The 14,282-nt window shown below is 59.4% G+C and carries 18 protein-coding genes and 1 tRNA gene; 3 read left to right on the top strand and 16 right to left on the bottom strand.

Annotation, left to right across the window (positions count from 1 at the left end; genetic code table 11):
- Positions 1-46: 46 nt before the first annotated feature.
- The 6 genes from BMY55_RS07385 to BMY55_RS07360 all read right to left on the bottom strand — a co-directional run bounded on the left by BMY55_RS07385 (position 47) and on the right by BMY55_RS07360 (position 5,702).
- Positions 47-607, bottom strand: coding sequence for a hypothetical protein (locus BMY55_RS07385; RefSeq protein ID WP_091429538.1), 561 nt, complete (start codon positions 605-607; stop codon positions 47-49).
- A 153-nt stretch (positions 608-760) separates the two neighbouring features.
- A complete protein-coding gene (locus BMY55_RS07380; RefSeq protein WP_091429536.1) occupies positions 761-1,030 on the bottom strand; it encodes a DksA/TraR family C4-type zinc finger protein in 270 nt (89 codons plus the stop codon).
- Positions 1,031-1,041: 11 nt separating this feature from the next.
- Positions 1,042-2,031 carry a Gfo/Idh/MocA family protein gene (locus BMY55_RS07375; RefSeq protein WP_091429534.1) on the bottom strand — a complete coding sequence of 330 codons (990 nt, stop codon included), beginning with the start codon at positions 2,029-2,031 and terminating at the stop codon, positions 1,042-1,044.
- Positions 2,032-2,107: 76 nt separating this feature from the next.
- The gene (gene rpoH, locus BMY55_RS07370; RefSeq protein WP_091429532.1) at positions 2,108-3,004 is read right to left on the bottom strand and encodes an RNA polymerase sigma factor RpoH; all 897 of its coding nucleotides are present in this window, start codon (positions 3,002-3,004) and stop codon (positions 2,108-2,110) included.
- Positions 3,005-3,186: 182 nt separating this feature from the next.
- Positions 3,187-4,632, bottom strand: a complete 1,446-nt coding sequence (gene cls / locus BMY55_RS07365; RefSeq protein ID WP_091429531.1) for a cardiolipin synthase — start codon at positions 4,630-4,632, stop codon at positions 3,187-3,189.
- Between the two features lie 23 nt (positions 4,633-4,655).
- Positions 4,656-5,702 carry an RluA family pseudouridine synthase gene (locus tag BMY55_RS07360; RefSeq protein WP_091429529.1) on the bottom strand — a complete coding sequence of 349 codons (1,047 nt, stop codon included), beginning with the start codon at positions 5,700-5,702 and terminating at the stop codon, positions 4,656-4,658.
- Here BMY55_RS07360 and BMY55_RS07355 point away from each other — a divergent pair.
- The gene (locus tag BMY55_RS07355; RefSeq protein WP_245744675.1) at positions 5,701-6,036 is read left to right on the top strand and encodes a DUF6476 family protein; all 336 of its coding nucleotides are present in this window, start codon (positions 5,701-5,703) and stop codon (positions 6,034-6,036) included. The genes BMY55_RS07360 and BMY55_RS07355 overlap by 2 nt on opposite strands.
- A gap of 31 nt (positions 6,037-6,067) precedes the next feature.
- Here BMY55_RS07355 and BMY55_RS07350 read toward each other — a convergent pair.
- Positions 6,068-6,144, bottom strand: a tRNA-His gene (locus tag BMY55_RS07350).
- A 106-nt stretch (positions 6,145-6,250) separates the two neighbouring features.
- On the opposite strand from BMY55_RS07350, the gene BMY55_RS07345 reads away from it, so the two are divergent.
- Positions 6,251-6,460 carry a DUF6324 family protein gene (locus tag BMY55_RS07345; protein ID WP_091429528.1) on the top strand — a complete coding sequence of 70 codons (210 nt, stop codon included), beginning with the start codon at positions 6,251-6,253 and terminating at the stop codon, positions 6,458-6,460.
- Positions 6,461-6,530: 70 nt separating this feature from the next.
- Here the strand turns inward: BMY55_RS07345 and BMY55_RS07340 are convergent, their stop codons facing one another.
- Entirely contained in the window at positions 6,531-6,965 is a 435-nt protein-coding gene (locus BMY55_RS07340) for an MmcB family DNA repair protein (RefSeq protein ID WP_407639017.1), read from the bottom strand.
- A gap of 396 nt (positions 6,966-7,361) precedes the next feature.
- Here BMY55_RS07340 and BMY55_RS07335 point away from each other — a divergent pair, with 396 nt between their 5' ends.
- Entirely contained in the window at positions 7,362-8,501 is a 1,140-nt protein-coding gene (locus BMY55_RS07335) for a PQQ-dependent sugar dehydrogenase (RefSeq protein ID WP_091429526.1), read from the top strand.
- Positions 8,502-8,524: 23 nt separating this feature from the next.
- On the opposite strand, the gene BMY55_RS07330 is transcribed toward BMY55_RS07335, so the two are convergent.
- The 8 genes from BMY55_RS07330 to BMY55_RS07295 all read right to left on the bottom strand — a co-directional run bounded on the left by BMY55_RS07330 (position 8,525) and on the right by BMY55_RS07295 (position 14,112).
- The gene (locus BMY55_RS07330) at positions 8,525-8,998 is read right to left on the bottom strand and encodes a hypothetical protein (RefSeq protein WP_091429524.1); all 474 of its coding nucleotides are present in this window, start codon (positions 8,996-8,998) and stop codon (positions 8,525-8,527) included.
- Positions 8,999-9,118: 120 nt separating this feature from the next.
- Positions 9,119-9,418 carry a hypothetical protein gene (locus BMY55_RS07325; protein ID WP_091429521.1) on the bottom strand — a complete coding sequence of 100 codons (300 nt, stop codon included), beginning with the start codon at positions 9,416-9,418 and terminating at the stop codon, positions 9,119-9,121.
- A 116-nt stretch (positions 9,419-9,534) separates the two neighbouring features.
- A complete protein-coding gene (gene nusB / locus BMY55_RS07320; RefSeq protein WP_091429519.1) occupies positions 9,535-10,002 on the bottom strand; it encodes a transcription antitermination factor NusB in 468 nt (155 codons plus the stop codon).
- Positions 9,999-10,550: a 6,7-dimethyl-8-ribityllumazine synthase gene (locus tag BMY55_RS07315; protein WP_091429518.1), complete on the bottom strand. Its 552-nt coding sequence runs from the start codon at positions 10,548-10,550 to the stop codon at positions 9,999-10,001. Before BMY55_RS07315 ends, nusB begins: the two co-directional genes overlap by 4 nt.
- A 3-nt stretch (positions 10,551-10,553) precedes the next feature.
- The gene (gene ribB, locus BMY55_RS07310) at positions 10,554-11,687 is read right to left on the bottom strand and encodes a 3,4-dihydroxy-2-butanone-4-phosphate synthase (protein ID WP_091429516.1); all 1,134 of its coding nucleotides are present in this window, start codon (positions 11,685-11,687) and stop codon (positions 10,554-10,556) included.
- A gap of 80 nt (positions 11,688-11,767) precedes the next feature.
- Positions 11,768-12,406, bottom strand: a complete 639-nt coding sequence (locus BMY55_RS07305; RefSeq protein WP_091429514.1) for an NYN domain-containing protein — start codon at positions 12,404-12,406, stop codon at positions 11,768-11,770.
- Between the two features lie 64 nt (positions 12,407-12,470).
- Positions 12,471-13,436 (bottom strand): MBL fold metallo-hydrolase, encoded by a 966-nt coding sequence (locus tag BMY55_RS07300; protein WP_091429512.1) that lies wholly within the window; start codon positions 13,434-13,436, stop codon positions 12,471-12,473.
- 88 nt (positions 13,437-13,524) lie between these two features.
- Entirely contained in the window at positions 13,525-14,112 is a 588-nt protein-coding gene (locus tag BMY55_RS07295; protein WP_091429510.1) for a riboflavin synthase, read from the bottom strand.
- Positions 14,113-14,282 lie beyond the last annotated feature (170 nt).

Genomic DNA, 14,282 nt, shown 5'->3' with positions numbered 1-14,282 from the left:
ACCTCTGCGCCCTGACACTTTTCTGGTTCTTTTGGTGCCGCTCTGGCTATGCAAGCGCTGGCTGACGCGACCGGCATGACACGCGGCCAAACTTGCGCAGGCCAAACACCGCCAGCAACGCAGTCAGAAGCAAGACCAGCCCGGCAGGCACCGGCACCGGAGCGACCGTGATGATATACGCACCACTGGCGATGAGACCATCGAACGCTACAGCATTGAACGCGGCAAAGACCGGCGGTGTGACATTGTCGACCGCAGTTTCGAACTCCAGAACACATTCCCCGGCCGGACATCCCGGCGCAGCCAGAGAATTTGAGAAATAGCCAAACAGGCTACCCGCGGCAGAAATGTCATTCGTGACCGGATCGTAAAGCGGCGGCATTGCCGCATCGGGTGTATCAAACGTGACACCCCCCAAGGTGATCGAAAAGTCACCCACAGCTCCGCCCCCCATTGGCGCAGTGAACGTCGTGTTCTGTCCCCCCATCGCGATGTCATAGGTGACAGTCGCGGCAGAGGCGGGCAAGGCCAATACACCGGCTACGAGCAGGGCCAGAAATTTGACTGGGATCAAGCAGGAAATAGTCTTGGAAAAAAGACGTTTCATCGAAGTTTCTCCTTCTGAAAACGTCTTTCATCATATCATTGTTCCGGAAAACCTCCAAATCAACTCGAATCGCCGCTTTTGTTGCAAGGGCATTGCCAATCAGTCGCAGCCTGTTCTGCATTTATGCTCCAGACTCCAGAGGTGGCTTCCCCATTATCTCAACTGGCTGTCCTTCGACCCTCGCCGGTTGAACCCCGGACGTGCCTTGAAGGCCGCGTCCCGCTCTTGCATGCAGTCGATGCACAGTTTGACGCCGGGAATGGCCTTGCGCCGCGCATCGGGAATTTCCTCGTCGCATTCTGCGCAATGTGTCAAGCTTTCGCCCACCGGCCCTTTGTTGGCCTGCATCCGTTTCAGTTCGTCCTGAATGGACGCATCGATCTGTTCCTGAACTGCGCCATCGCGCGCCCATCCACCAGCCATGTCGTCCTCCGTCAGCTGATATCCACCGCCACGTCAAACACGCGATCAATCATAGCTTGCGTGCCGCGCGAGAATTCCAGCGGGCATGGATAGTCCATACCATCGCGCACTGTGCGGCCGAAATTTTCGATCTGTAGGACATAATGGTTAGCGCGCGGCCAGGTTTCAATGGTCCGGGTGCCGTCAGGGCGTCGCAGTTCAAGCTCTGCCTGCCCGAAGACGCCCGGATTGAAGGGCGCGGTCAGGCGGATCTGGCCGGTATCGCCCTGAAACACGACCTCTTGCCGCGGGCTGAGCCGCATTGAGGTGATCGCCGAATAGGTGAAGCGTCCCAACTTCCCTTCCATTTCTCCCACCACCTGCGCCCATGTATCCACGCCGTTTTCCGTTTTGATGCGCGCGGACAGGTCCGAAGGCTCGGCCCCGGTGACAAAACGCACAGATGAATAGGTATAGACCCCGATATCGCGGATCCCGCCACCGCCCAGATCGGGGTTGTTGCGCACGTTCTTGACATCGGCCCGATTGTCATAACTGAACGCCGTGTCAACATGGTCAACCTGACCGATGGCGCCCGATTGCACCAGCTCCCGCGCCCGTATCCATTGGGGGTGATGGACAATCATATACGCTTCGGCGATCAGCAGGCCGGTTTCATCGCGCAGGGCAATCAATTCGTCGATTTCATCGGCTTTCATCGCAATTGGTTTTTCAACCAGCACATGCTTGCCCGCACGCGCCGCCAATTGCGCCCATTTGACATGCAAACTGTTGGGCAACGGGATGTATACGACATCGACATCCGGATCCATCAGCAGCGCATCATAGCTTTCATGCACCTTAAGGTCAGGGCAAAACACTTTGAAACCATTTGCCTTTTCATGGCTCGTTGTCGCAAGCGCCACAAATCTGGCATTCTCTGCCGCATGGATGGCGGGCGCCATGAGGTTGCGCGCGAAATTCGACGCGCCCAATATGCCCCAGTTCAAAACGTCGCGCATATCTTATCCCCCAAAAAGCGATGACCGACCCAGCGTAACGCGGGTCGGTCATGTCGTAAACAATGCTGGTTTCGGATCAGGCTTGTTCCAGAAGCCCTTTTTCCGAGGCCAGTTCCTGCATCCGTTTTTGCAGCTTCTCAAACGCGCGCACTTCGATCTGGCGGATACGTTCGCGGCTGACATCATAGACGCCCGACAAATCCTCAAGCGTCACGGGCTTATCCTGAAGGCGACGCTGCGTCAGGATGTCCTTCTCGCGATCATTCAACACGTCCATGGCCTGCGCCAGAAGCTCGCGCCGGACCTGCAATTCATCCTGTTCTGCATAATCACCGGCCTGATCGGCATCTTCATCTTCCAACCAGTCCTGCCACTGCATCGACCCTTCACCATCGGCCGAGACGGTCGCGTTCAAGGAGGCATCGCCCCCCGACAAACGGCGGTTCATCGAGATCACTTCGTCTTCCGTGACGTTCAGATCCGTGGCAATGCGCGCCACATGATCGGGGCGCAAATCGCCCTCTTCCAACGCGCCAATACGCGCCTTGGCTTTGCGCAAGTTGAAAAACAGCTTCTTCTGGGCCGAGGTCGTGCCAAGTTTCACCAGCGACCAGGACCGCAGGATGTATTCCTGGATCGAGGCGCGGATCCACCACATGGCATAGGTCGCCAAGCGGAACCCTTTTTCCGGGTCAAACCGCTTCACAGCTTGCATCAATCCCACATTGGCTTCCGAGATCACCTCGGCCTGCGGCAGACCATAGCCACGGTAGCCCATGGCGATCTTGGCCGCCAATCGCAGGTGCGAATTCACCATCTGGTGGGCCGCCTCGCGGTCCTGATGGTCCACCCAGCGCTTGGCCAGCATGTATTCCTGTTCCGGCTCCAACATCGGAAATTTGCGAATTTCCTGAAGATAGCGGTTCAAGCCACCTTCTGGCGTCGGGGCCGGCAGATTCTTATAGTTGCTCATCGTCGCTACTCTCCCTCACTTTTCCCGCAATGTTGCGAGGCTTAACATCGAGATAATCCTCCGTCCCGCGAATTCAAGCGAAACGTCAACATATTTCTTGATTAAGATATGATCCTCCTGCCGCAGAAAAGGAAGGGGATGACATGAAACCTCACAACCTCGTGCAGTAAGTTGCAATCGAATTAAAGCAGTGGGGACAACATGCCGATGCTGTTGATCAGAATGCGTCGCGGTACCGACCAGTTCACAACGGCTTCGGCCTGCACTTGCAACGAGACATTCAGGAACGCCTCTTGCTTCAGGCGCAGTTCCGAAACCACTTCATGATCCACCAACATCATACTGTTTTCATAGTTTAAATCAAAGCTGCGCTGATCCAGGTTGGGGGACCCGATCAGCGCGGCGGTTCCGTCCACACTCAGAATCTTGGCATGGAGCAGGCCCGGTTGAAATTCGAAGATCTCGACCCCTGCCTTCAGTATCGACCGATAGAAACTGCGCGACGCGAACGCGACAATCAGGCTGTCATTGGTGGCCGGCACGTTCAGCCGGACGCGAACGCCACGCAGGGCCGCTGCGCATATCTGTTGATGCAACGCCTCGGACGGCACGTAATAGGGCGTGGTGATAATCACCTCGTCCTGGGCCGCCGCCAGCAGCATCTGCATCATGTCGGGCACCGCGTGAACGCTTTCGGTCGGCCCGGTCCCGGCCATCACCGCGGGAAACCCATCCTGCGGGACGTCTGGCACGTGATCCAGATAGGCAGAGATGTCGTCCCCCCCATGCACCATCCAGTCCGATACGAACAGCCGCTGCGCCTGCCAGGCAACAGGTCCGGTCACACGCATCATGACATCCACCCAGGGTGCGTATTTGGCCTTCACCCGAAACGCCGCATCCGCGCAGTTCTGGCTGCCCACGTAGGTTGTGGCATGGTCAATGACGACGACCTTGCGGTGATTGCGAATATCAAGCCTGCGAATGAAGGCTGAAATCAGCGGAAACCGGAAGGCGAAGGCAACGACGGTGTCAACGCCGCCCTCTTTCATCCTCCGCCACAGCGGATCATACAGCAGCCTGCGCGAGCCAAGCCCGTCGACAATCACCCGCGCTTTGACCCCGCGCGCGGCTGCCCGGATCAGCGCCTCGGCCACTTTGGTGCCATTGATGTCAGACAGCCAGATATAGAACAGGATATGCACGTGGTCCGTGGCCGCATCAATATCCGCCACCAGCCAGTCAATGCCTTCATTGCTGTCGGTGGTCACGGTCGCGCTGTTGCCGGGCACCGGCTGAAACCCGTTGACCGAGGCCGCGCGGGCAAACGCCTGACGATACAGAAGCGGCACGTCGGCTTTCGGCAGCTCTGCCATGGGACGTTTCGGCAGTTCATGCCGCAAATCCTTGAGCTTCTTGTCGGATTTCCGATCCGCGCTGGTGTCGCCAAGAAAGAAATAGGCGATCACCCCAACGGCCGGAAGGGTCATGATCACCACGCTCCACGCCAACCGGGAAGCAGGCGACCTGTGTTCCCGTGTCACCGCACGCGCAATCGTTGCAAGGTCCACCACAAACAGCAGGACGGCCCAGATGGCACCCCAGGATGCCCATGAAAGGTTGGTCATGCTCGCCTCTCGGGTCTCATCTGTCAGCGGGCGTTTACACCCGTCCGCAGCGTTTCGATCAAAGTCACCATATCCGCGGGCATGGGCGCGTCAAAGCTCAAGTTTTCGCCGGTGACGGGATGCTGGAAACCAAGCGTTGCGGCATGAAGCGCCTGTCGTGGGAAACTGCGGGCGGCGTCCACCGCTGCCTCGCCGATCAGCTTTGCGTTCAGCTTGCGCCGCCCGCCATAGGTGGGATCGCCGATCAAGCCGTGCCCCGCATGGGCCATGTGCACACGGATCTGATGCGTTCGACCGGTTTCCAGCCAACATTCGATCAGCGCCGCCTGTGCCGGATCGCCAAACACCTCGATCGTGCGCACTCGCGTCACCGCATGACGCCCGCCGGAAAACAAAACCGCCTGTTTTTGCCGATCCGTCTTGTGCCGCGCCAGTTGCGTGGTGATTTTAAGGATATTACCCGGCTCGAAACTGGTGCCCTTGATTCCGCCCAAACGGGGATCGCCCTTGTCCGGGGCGCCATGGGTGACGGCGCTGTAGCGACGCTGGGCGCTATGTGCCTCGAACTGCTTGGCCAGCCCGTGATGGGCAGCATCCGACTTTGCCACAACCAACAGGCCCGAGGTGTCCTTGTCGATACGATGCACAATGCCGGGCCGCTTTTCTCCACCCACGCCCGATAATTCGCCACCAAAGTGATGCAAAAGCGCGTTGACCAACGTGCCTGTCGGCGTGCCGGGGGCGGGATGCACCACCATACCCGCCGGTTTGTTCACGACGATCAGATCGGCATCCTCATAAACGATGTCCAGGGGGATGTTCTCGGGCCCGATGTGGCTTTCTTCGGCCTCGGGCACGTGGATTTCAAACCCATCACCTGTGGCCACCTTGGCGCGCGGGTCATCCACAACCTCGCCGCCGCGCCTCACGGCCCCGTCCGCAATCAACCGCGCCAGCCGCGATCGTGACAGGTTCGCTTCCTCTGGCACATCGCGTGCAATCGCCTTATCAAGACGCTTGGGCGGGTTTTCTGCGATGATCACCTCAACGATACGGTGCGAGGACGACATGAACGACACTCCTGAACAGGATCTGGACGCAGCGCTTGAGGCCACAGTGGGCCACGGCACCGTGCGCTATCTGAAACGATTGGTGACGGCCCTGACCCTCACCACGATTGTGGGCCTTGTAGTGCTGGTGGGCGTCGTTGTCATGCGTTTCTCGCAAACAAACCCCAAACCGTCCAGCCTGCCCGTGATGCCTGACCAGATCACCCTGCCCGAAGGCATCACCGCCGACGCCGTGACCTTTGGCCCGGACTGGTATGCCGTGGTCGCGGGCAACGACATTCTGATCTTCGATCGAGACAGCGGCAATCTGATCAAACGCATTCCGGTGCGCTGAACGCGGACGGTCATTTCGCAGCTTTGGGGGATGGTACCGACACCCCGGCTCGAACGGGGGACCTCTTGATCCACAATCAAGCGCTCTAACCTACTGAGCTATGTCGGCACGCAGGACGCATTTACCCGCCACGCGCAGGCATTGCAAGAGGTCCCCGCTTGAAAAATGCACGAAACGCCTCTAACCCCAAAGGGATATTTTCAGGAGACCAGATATGGGCATCAACGACGAAAGCGACATCGACGCCAACCTTCAGATCGGCCCAACTTCGCTTGGGATGGTGCGGCTTTACGTCGAAGGTGGCGGGATCGAACTGCCGATGGATTTCGAACCGGAAGAGGCCGAGGAAATCGCCGAAGAACTGCGCGTCGCCGCCCAGCAGGCCCGCGCCCTGGCCGACGGCGCCAAATCGAAAAAGAAATAGCCTGTTTCTTCTGGCCTGAAATATCCTGGGGTGAATGCGCGCAGCGCAGAGGGGCAACGCCCCTCCCCTTTCAGATGTTCACCAGCCCCGCGACGCCGGGATCGCGAAATCCTTGCAGCCGGCGCGCGGCATGGGTGGCAAATTTCTGCACCATCACCTTGCGCCGCGCAGGTGGCAGTTTGTCTTCGGGGGCCATCCGAATGATCTCGGCGTCGTAACTGTCAGCGATGATCAGCCCGGTTTCATCGGGCAGAAGCCCGGTCGGGAAATCGGCGTCCACAGCCCAGAAATAACGGTCACACCACTCAAGATAGCCTTGCCATTTCTGGTCCGACATAAAGTCAACGCGCGAGGATTTGCATTCTATCACCCAGATCTCGCCCTTGGGACCAAGCGCCATCACATCCACCCTCAATCCCCGCGTCGGCACCAACTCCTCGACGGTAACAAACCCGTGGGCCAGCATATGACGACACACACCGCGCGCCAGCAATTGGCCAGGCATCAAGGTTTGGTTTGGCATCTCCATAGACCCAACATGAACAATTCATGAACATTTTGTCAATGGGCCGCAAATCAGACCTATCTCTCCCCTTGTAACGCCCTGATCTGCCGCCTATCTAGGACAAGGCGGCTTCTGCCCTTCTCGTCCCACGTGGGTACAATTCCAGTGGCCTTAAGCAATTCCGAGGGAGCTGGCTCTGTCCGGACCCTGGTTCGGTTACCCGGCGCCCACCTGTATATACAGGTCCTCGGGAATTCAGACCCCGACGGATGCGTGCGGTTCCGCCACCTCTTCCCTTGCCCCACCACCAAAGGCTCACGTGGTTTTGTTCGCGGCGGCAGGGACGTTTGCCGTAAACTGCCCGTAGCGTCACACCTAGCCCTGCCGGAGATTTCCATGAAAAACCTGACCCTGGCCGCGATCTTCAGCCTGTCCGCCCTGTTCGGACAGGTGCGGATTGCCGATGCCTTCACTGCCAACGGATCTGCCGGCAGCACCCTGACCGCGACCGAAATCGACAGCTTTGACAGCCCTTGGGCGATGAGCTTCATCAGCGACACCCAGCTTCTGGTCACAACCAAGCCGGGCAGGTTGTGGCTGGTATCAACCGACGGCACGAAACGCGCTGTCACCGGTGTGCCAACCCCTGTCGTCGGGGGTCAGGGCGGATTGGGCGACGTGGTGCCCCACCCCGATTTCGCCACCAACGGTCTGATTTATCTGTCGTATGTCGAAAGCCAAGATGGCGGTGCGACGCGCGGTGCCGTGGTGGTGCGCGGCACGCTTTCGCTGGGCGATCAACCCGCGCTGAGTAACATCCAAAGGGTCTGGAGCCAATATCCCCACCGGCCTGGATCTGGCCATTTCTCGCACAAGATCGCCTTTGGTCCGAAGGGGTCCGCTCACGAGGGCAAGCTGTTCATCACCTCGGGCGACCGGCAAGAACAGACCCCGGCACAGCGCTGGGACATGGCGCTTGGCAAGATCATTCGCCTGAACGATGACGGTACCGTGCCCGACGACAACCCCTTTCAGGACCAGGGAGAGCTTGCCAGAAGTTTCTGGACCCTTGGCCACCGCAACCTTCTGGGTATCGCATTTGACGCAGATAACCGGCTTTGGGCCCACGAAATGGGGCCGCGTCACGGGGATGAATTGAACCTGATCAAGCCGGGTCAGAACTATGGCTGGCCCGTCGTGTCGATGGGCGATAATTACAGCGGCAAAGCCATCCCCGATCACGACACCCGCCCCGAATTCGCCGCCCCTTCAGCCTATTGGGTGCCCAGCATCGCGCCTTCGGGACTGGTGATCTATTCCGGCGAAATGTTTCCTGACTGGCAGGGCAACGCGTTTATTGGCGGGCTTGTCAGCCGTGCCCTGATCCGCGTCACGCTGGAAGGCGAAACCGCACGCGAAGCGGAACGGTTCGGCTGGGACCGTCGTCTGCGCGAGGTCGAACAAGGGCCACAAGGCGCACTTTGGGTGTTGGAAGACGAGGCTGGTGGACGGTTGCTCCGGCTGACAGCCCCATAGACTGATCCCGCCACCCCACTCGGTCAGGGCTGCATCTCGCATCTATAGGGCACCCTGTCGCCATCTTTGGTAAACCATGTGGCGCTGCCGGTGCGACGGTCGAGCGTTAATTTCCATTCATAGCTCAGATTGCTGCCGGTGCCTTCGCCGTACTGCGCATTGAACCGCACCGCCTTGGGTCCGGCAATTGCGGTCAGCTTCCCCCATTGATGCTCGTGGGCGGTTTTCCAATCCATCGTGACCGACGTCAGATCCGGCACCTCGGCGGCACTCAACAGGCCCCACCCGCCATTCGGGGCGCAATTTGCGTCGCCTGACAGGCGTTCGGACGTGATACAGTGCAAAGGTTCATCAAATTGCGATGGAGTCCAAAGTGTGATTGTGATGATGTCATCATCGCCTTGGCACAGGATCGCTTCTTCAAGCCCCTCAACGTCTGCTGCCGCCGCCGTGATCGGCAAGCTGGCAATCAAGGCGCACAGTATCATCTGTTTCATTGGCTTTCCTTCTGCATGGACATTCGCACCACGCGGAAGACTAAGGCAATACTCGACACCCCGCCATGAGCAAGATCAGGGTTCGACAAAATCAGTATCGGGGTCGAGTGCGTTGAAAGCCTATTTCCGCGACGTGGCTTCCACCCGCACCGGTATGTTCGTGGCGACCGGTTGGCGCTTTCCGCCTTTCGGCGTTTCATCACGCTCCATCCGCATGATCACGATGGCGAACTGGACCCCTGCGAAGACGATGCCGTTGAACATGAACAGCATCAGGACGGCGATCCACCCAATGTCCGACGTGGACACGAGGTGCCACAGATTGCCGACATTTGTGTAAAGCAACAGGGCCACGAAGGTTGCGGACAGGCCAAACCCAATCAACACTTGACTGATATATAGGCGAACGAGTTTTGGCATGGTGATCCCTTTCCTGCTTCCCTTTCAATCTAGCGCAAATGCACGGAAATTAAAGGGGCAAGCCGTCGCAGGGAATTGCTCGGCGGGAGGGTGCTCAGAACGCGTCGCCTTTGGCGTCAAAACGCCTCGGGATTCACCTCGCGGGCCATGTGATCCAGCACGGCGTTGGCGAATTTGCCTTCATCGCTTTGCGGGAAAAACGCCTTGGCGATGTCCACGAACTCGGTGATTACCACCTTGGGCGGTGCCTCACCTTGGGTCAGTTCAGCACCTGCGGCGCGAAACAGTGCACGCAGGGTTGGATCAATGCGGCCGATGGGCCATTTGGCGACCAGCGCGCGGTCGGTCATCTGGTCAATCCTGGCCTGATGATTCACTGCATCCTCGACCAGCTTGCGAAACAGAGGGCTGTCGCCTTCAGCCATCGCGTAGTCGTCGAATTCTTCCCCGAAGCGATGGTTTTCGAATTCGACCATCACGCGGTCGGCGGTCTGGCCCGCGGCTTCCATCTGAAACAGCGCCTGCACGGCGTAAAGCCGGGCGGCGGATTTCATCTGGCGTTTCTGGTTGCCGGAAAGCGTCATGCGGTTGGGGTATCCTTCGTCTCACCTGCAAGTTTGATCGAGTCCGAGATCGACTTGAACCCGACACCTTTGCTTGCGCCGGCCCATTTGCGCGAAAGTGCGACCAGATGCAAGGCCGCAGCCGCCGCCCCGCCCCCTTTATTTTGATCTTTCGTATCGGCACGCACTTCGGCCTGCTTGCGGTTTTCAACGGTCAGGATGCCATTGCCGATGCACAGCCCTTGCAGCCCCATCATCTGGATCGCGCGCGAGCTGTCGTTGCAGACAGTTTCGTAATGAGTGGTTTCGCCCCGGATCACGCATCCCAGCGCCACATAGCCATCGAAATTCGACAGGCGGTCCGCTATGGCAATCGCGGTGGGCACTTCCAGTGCGCCGGGCACTTCAACCAGATCCCATGCGCCGCCTGCGGCTTCAATCTCGGCCTTGGCCCCGGCGACCAGTTCATTGGCGATGTCCTTGTAGTAAGGCGCGACAACGATCAGCAGCTTCACCGGTTTGTCAAATTTCGGACGGTCGAGCACATAATGCAGTTCGGCTTTGGCCATTGTTCAATCCTTCTGAATGGGGCGGGTGCCGGTGATGGTCAGCCCATAGGCGTCCAGACCCACATAGCGGGTGCCGGGGCTGTCAGTCAAAAGCACCATATCATGCAAGCCCAATGCGGACAGAATTTGCGAGCCAAGACCGATCTGGCGCACCGTGCGCGGGCCGTCATCATCGTCATTGGCATGCAACGTTTTGCGCGGTTCGCGGAACAGGCAGACCACGCCCCTGCCCTCGTCCGCAATGATTTGCATGGCGCGGGGCAACTCATCAGCGGGGCGCGGGCCAAGGCCCAGCACGTCCTGCGCCTCTTGCAGAGCATGGGTGCGCACCAGAACCGGCTCAGGTGTGGTGATGTCGCCCTTGATCAGCACCACATGTTCGATTTCATGGGTCAGATCGGTGAAAATCCGCATCTCCCATTCGCCACCATATTGCGAGGTCACAACTTCGCGCGAGGTTTCGCGCACCAGATTGTCGTGACGGCGGCGATAGGCGATCAGGTCCGAAATGGTGCCGATCTTCAACCCGTGTTTACGCGCGATCCCGACCAGTTCCGGCAGCCGTGCCATGGTGCCGTCTTCGTTCATGATCTCGCAGATCACACCGGCAGGCGTGCGCCCGGCAAGGCGCGAGATATCCACCGCCGCCTCGGTATGGCCCGCCCGCACCAACACGCCACCATTGCGGGCGCGCAGGGGGAAGACGTGACCGGGGGTCGCGATTTCGGCAGGCCCATTCTCAGGGTCTATGGCAACCGACACGGTCAGGGCGCGGTCAGCGGCAGAGATGCCTGTGCTGACGCCTTCGCGCGCCTCGATCGAGGTGGTGAACGCGGTTTCATGACGCGAGGAGTTGTGCATCGACATCATTGGCAGGCCCAGCGCCTCGATCCGCGCGGCCTCCATCGGCAGGCAGATCAGCCCACGCCCGTAAGTGGCCATGAAATTGATCGCCTCGGCGTCACAGGCATCGGCGGGAATGACGAAATCGCCTTCGTTCTCGCGATCTTCGTGATCGACAAGAATATACATCCGGCCAGCACGCGCATCTTCGATGATCTCCTCGGCGGACGAGATGGCGTCGGACAAGCTGGCCTCGACCGGGCCGGGCGTTTCATATGTGCTGCGATCGGACATGGCGCGTTCCCTTCAGGTTCGCGCCTGTGACTAACGCAGGCCAGCAACCTTTGCCAGACAAAAGGCGGCACACGACGGTGCTAACGCGCCGTAATACGGGTCTGCTGCGCCTCGCCGGTGATCTTGAACGTGCCGGGACGTTTTTCGAAGTATTTCCGCCATGTCTTTTCTTCCAGATCGGACAGGGTGACGCCCAGCGCCGCGCGCAGCGTCGGGCTGACCCGGCCAATCAACAACCCGCCTTTCTGCTTTCGCATCTCGGCCAGGATCTTCTGATCCATGTCTTTTGGGTTTGTGTCCAACGTCAACCAGCTGGAGCAGGATTTGCGATAATTGACCGGCGCTTTCGCTTCGCCCATCCCGGCGACCATATGGCCACGTTCGCGCAGGAACGTCGCAAGGTGTGAGAAATCGCCATCCGAGCTGACCAGCACAACAGTGCGGACCTTTGCCTCGAAGCTCAACTCGGCGGCGTCCAGCGCCAGCGCGATGTCGGCGGCGTTCTTGCCCAGCCCGGTATGCACCAGCTTGATCCCCGGTGCTTCGTCCCAACCGCGAATGCGCGCGGCATTGCCATAGACACGCTTGACCAGAAGCTCGCCAAATTTGCCCGCTTCGATGATGATCTTTCCTGCCAAGGCACTGGAAATATTTTCTCCGTCGATCAGCAGCGCAACCCTGGCGTCATCCTCTGGCGACCCTAAACCGTTATTATACATCAGCAATCCTTTCGAGCGTTACCGAAAAAGCTAAGCATTGCTGCGCACAGATCAACCGTTAGGGTCAGAACTGCCAAAGTGCCGGGACGAACTGGAACGCCTCGCCCACGCGGCGCACATGGCCCACGCCGGGGAATGGGAAGTGATAGCCCAGCACAGCAATCCGGTCAGACGCCGCCATATCGAGGATCCTGCGGCGGCTCGTCACCGTCATATCGCCGTCGTCATCCGTCTCGTTATACCAGTCGGGATGGGCGAAATTGGTATAGGCGTTGGTCAGCGCGTCGCCGGTGGCGATCAGTTGTTGTCCGCCACTGTCGATCATGACCGACAGATGGCCCGGCGTGTGGCCGGGGCTGTCGAGCAGTCGCACGCCCGGCACGACCTCGGTCCCGTCGCCTGCCAGCGTCCATTCCACACCTTCCGCGTTGATCGAGTTGACGGCTCCCACCACGAATTGCTGGCGCTCGGCGCTGACCTGATCGACCAGACCGTCTTGCAGCCAATAGGCGCGCTCGGCCTCGCCCATGATGTATTCCGCGTCGGGGATAATTGGTTCGTCGAAGTCGTCGCGAATGCCCCAGATATGGTCAGGGTGCGCATGCGTGATCACCACATGGGTGATTCCCATCGGGTCGATCCCGGCAGCGTCCAAGTTGCCCATCAACCGTCCGGTCGTGTCGAACCAACGGGTGCCAGAGCCGACATCGACCAGCACCCGCGCCTCGCCTATTTCGACATAAAGGTGGTTGGTGTGGGAATAACCACGCTCGGGATCAAGATAGTGATCTTTTAGAAACGCAATCTTTTCATCCTCGGGCGCGTTGATCGCAAGCCCGCTGCCGGGCAACGAGAAATAGCCGTCGGATACCACGGTCAATCGCGCATCGCCCAACGTGAAGCTGAAATGCGCCGGGTTGCCCGCACTCGGCGCGCCCAGCATGGCGCGCGCGGTGGTGGGCATGGCGAAGGCGGGGGCAACGGCGGCCAGGCGCAGAAGGTCACGGCGGGTCGGGCGGATCAGGGTCATGGACGGCTCCGTCTTGGGTCAGGCGTTCAGCCGATCATATGCCCGCTTCCGAATATGTCAAAGACAACACGACATCCGCGCGCGGCAATCACCCGTATTCCGCCAGTCGCGCGACATAGCGCGCCAGGGTGTCGATTTCCAAATTGACCCGATCACCGACGTTGGCCTGCCCCCAATTCGTCACATCCTTGGTGTGCGAAATCAGGTTCACGCCAAATACATCGCCGTCCACCTCGTTTACCGTCAGCGATGTGCCGTTCAGCGCAACCGAGCCTTTGGGAGCAATGAACCGCGCCAGATCGGACGGGACGCGAAACTGCACGCGGGTGCTGTCGCCCTCATCCGTCATCGCGATGATCTCGGCCACGCCATCAACGTGACCCGACACGATATGCCCGCCCAGCTCGTCGCCGACCTTCAACGCACGCTCAAGGTTCACCTCGTGGCCGATAATCCACGCGCCAAGATTGGTTTTCGACATTGTTTCTGCCGAGATATCAACGTTATACCAGTCATCCCCCAGCGTCACGACTGTCAGGCAGACACCGTCCGACGCAATCGACGCACCGATGTCGATGCTGCTGGTGTCATAGCCGGTCTTGATCCTGGCACGCATATCGCCCGCGTGTTCCAGCGCTTCAATGCGGCCGATATCGGTGATGATCCCGGTGAACATGATCTCTCCCTTCCGGTCATGTGGTGCCTCAGCCCTAGCGCGCCTCGGAGGACTTGCCAAGATGCCACAGGTCGAGTGTCAGTCCGGTGCCCCACTGCTCGGCCATATTTTCGCCCGATGCCGCGGTTAACAGGCCGGAAAGGTTCCCCTTTCCATACTGAACGGATCGG

The sequence above is a fragment of the Aliiroseovarius sediminilitoris genome, assembly GCF_900109955.1.
Taxonomy (GTDB): domain Bacteria; phylum Pseudomonadota; class Alphaproteobacteria; order Rhodobacterales; family Rhodobacteraceae; genus Aliiroseovarius; species Aliiroseovarius sediminilitoris.
The sequence above is the reverse complement of the archived record's forward strand: the minus strand, read 5'-3'. Positions and strand labels throughout refer to the sequence as shown.

What these genes read in the sequence shown, in the direction of transcription:
- BMY55_RS07385 (WP_091429538.1), bottom strand. Translation starts at nt 607, where the DNA reads ATGAAACGTCTTTTTTCCAAGACTATTTCCTGCTTGATCCCAGTCAAA.
- BMY55_RS07380 (WP_091429536.1), bottom strand. Translation starts at nt 1,030, where the DNA reads ATGGCTGGTGGATGGGCGCGCGATGGCGCAGTTCAGGAACAGATCGAT.
- BMY55_RS07375 (WP_091429534.1), bottom strand. Translation starts at nt 2,031, where the DNA reads ATGCGCGACGTTTTGAACTGGGGCATATTGGGCGCGTCGAATTTCGCG.
- rpoH (WP_091429532.1), bottom strand. Translation starts at nt 3,004, where the DNA reads ATGAGCAACTATAAGAATCTGCCGGCCCCGACGCCAGAAGGTGGCTTG.
- cls (WP_091429531.1), bottom strand. Translation starts at nt 4,632, where the DNA reads ATGACCAACCTTTCATGGGCATCCTGGGGTGCCATCTGGGCCGTCCTG.
- BMY55_RS07355 (WP_245744675.1), top strand. Translation starts at nt 5,701, where the DNA reads ATGAACGACACTCCTGAACAGGATCTGGACGCAGCGCTTGAGGCCACA.
- BMY55_RS07360 (WP_091429529.1), bottom strand. Translation starts at nt 5,702, where the DNA reads ATGTCGTCCTCGCACCGTATCGTTGAGGTGATCATCGCAGAAAACCCG.
- BMY55_RS07345 (WP_091429528.1), top strand. Translation starts at nt 6,251, where the DNA reads ATGGGCATCAACGACGAAAGCGACATCGACGCCAACCTTCAGATCGGC.
- BMY55_RS07340 (WP_407639017.1), bottom strand. Translation starts at nt 6,965, where the DNA reads ATGCCTGGCCAATTGCTGGCGCGCGGTGTGTGTCGTCATATGCTGGCC.
- BMY55_RS07335 (WP_091429526.1), top strand. Translation starts at nt 7,362, where the DNA reads ATGAAAAACCTGACCCTGGCCGCGATCTTCAGCCTGTCCGCCCTGTTC.
- BMY55_RS07330 (WP_091429524.1), bottom strand. Translation starts at nt 8,998, where the DNA reads ATGAAACAGATGATACTGTGCGCCTTGATTGCCAGCTTGCCGATCACG.
- BMY55_RS07325 (WP_091429521.1), bottom strand. Translation starts at nt 9,418, where the DNA reads ATGCCAAAACTCGTTCGCCTATATATCAGTCAAGTGTTGATTGGGTTT.
- nusB (WP_091429519.1), bottom strand. Translation starts at nt 10,002, where the DNA reads ATGACGCTTTCCGGCAACCAGAAACGCCAGATGAAATCCGCCGCCCGG.
- BMY55_RS07315 (WP_091429518.1), bottom strand. Translation starts at nt 10,550, where the DNA reads ATGGCCAAAGCCGAACTGCATTATGTGCTCGACCGTCCGAAATTTGAC.
- ribB (WP_091429516.1), bottom strand. Translation starts at nt 11,687, where the DNA reads ATGTCCGATCGCAGCACATATGAAACGCCCGGCCCGGTCGAGGCCAGC.
- BMY55_RS07305 (WP_091429514.1), bottom strand. Translation starts at nt 12,406, where the DNA reads ATGTATAATAACGGTTTAGGGTCGCCAGAGGATGACGCCAGGGTTGCG.
- BMY55_RS07300 (WP_091429512.1), bottom strand. Translation starts at nt 13,436, where the DNA reads ATGACCCTGATCCGCCCGACCCGCCGTGACCTTCTGCGCCTGGCCGCC.
- BMY55_RS07295 (WP_091429510.1), bottom strand. Translation starts at nt 14,112, where the DNA reads ATGTTCACCGGGATCATCACCGATATCGGCCGCATTGAAGCGCTGGAA.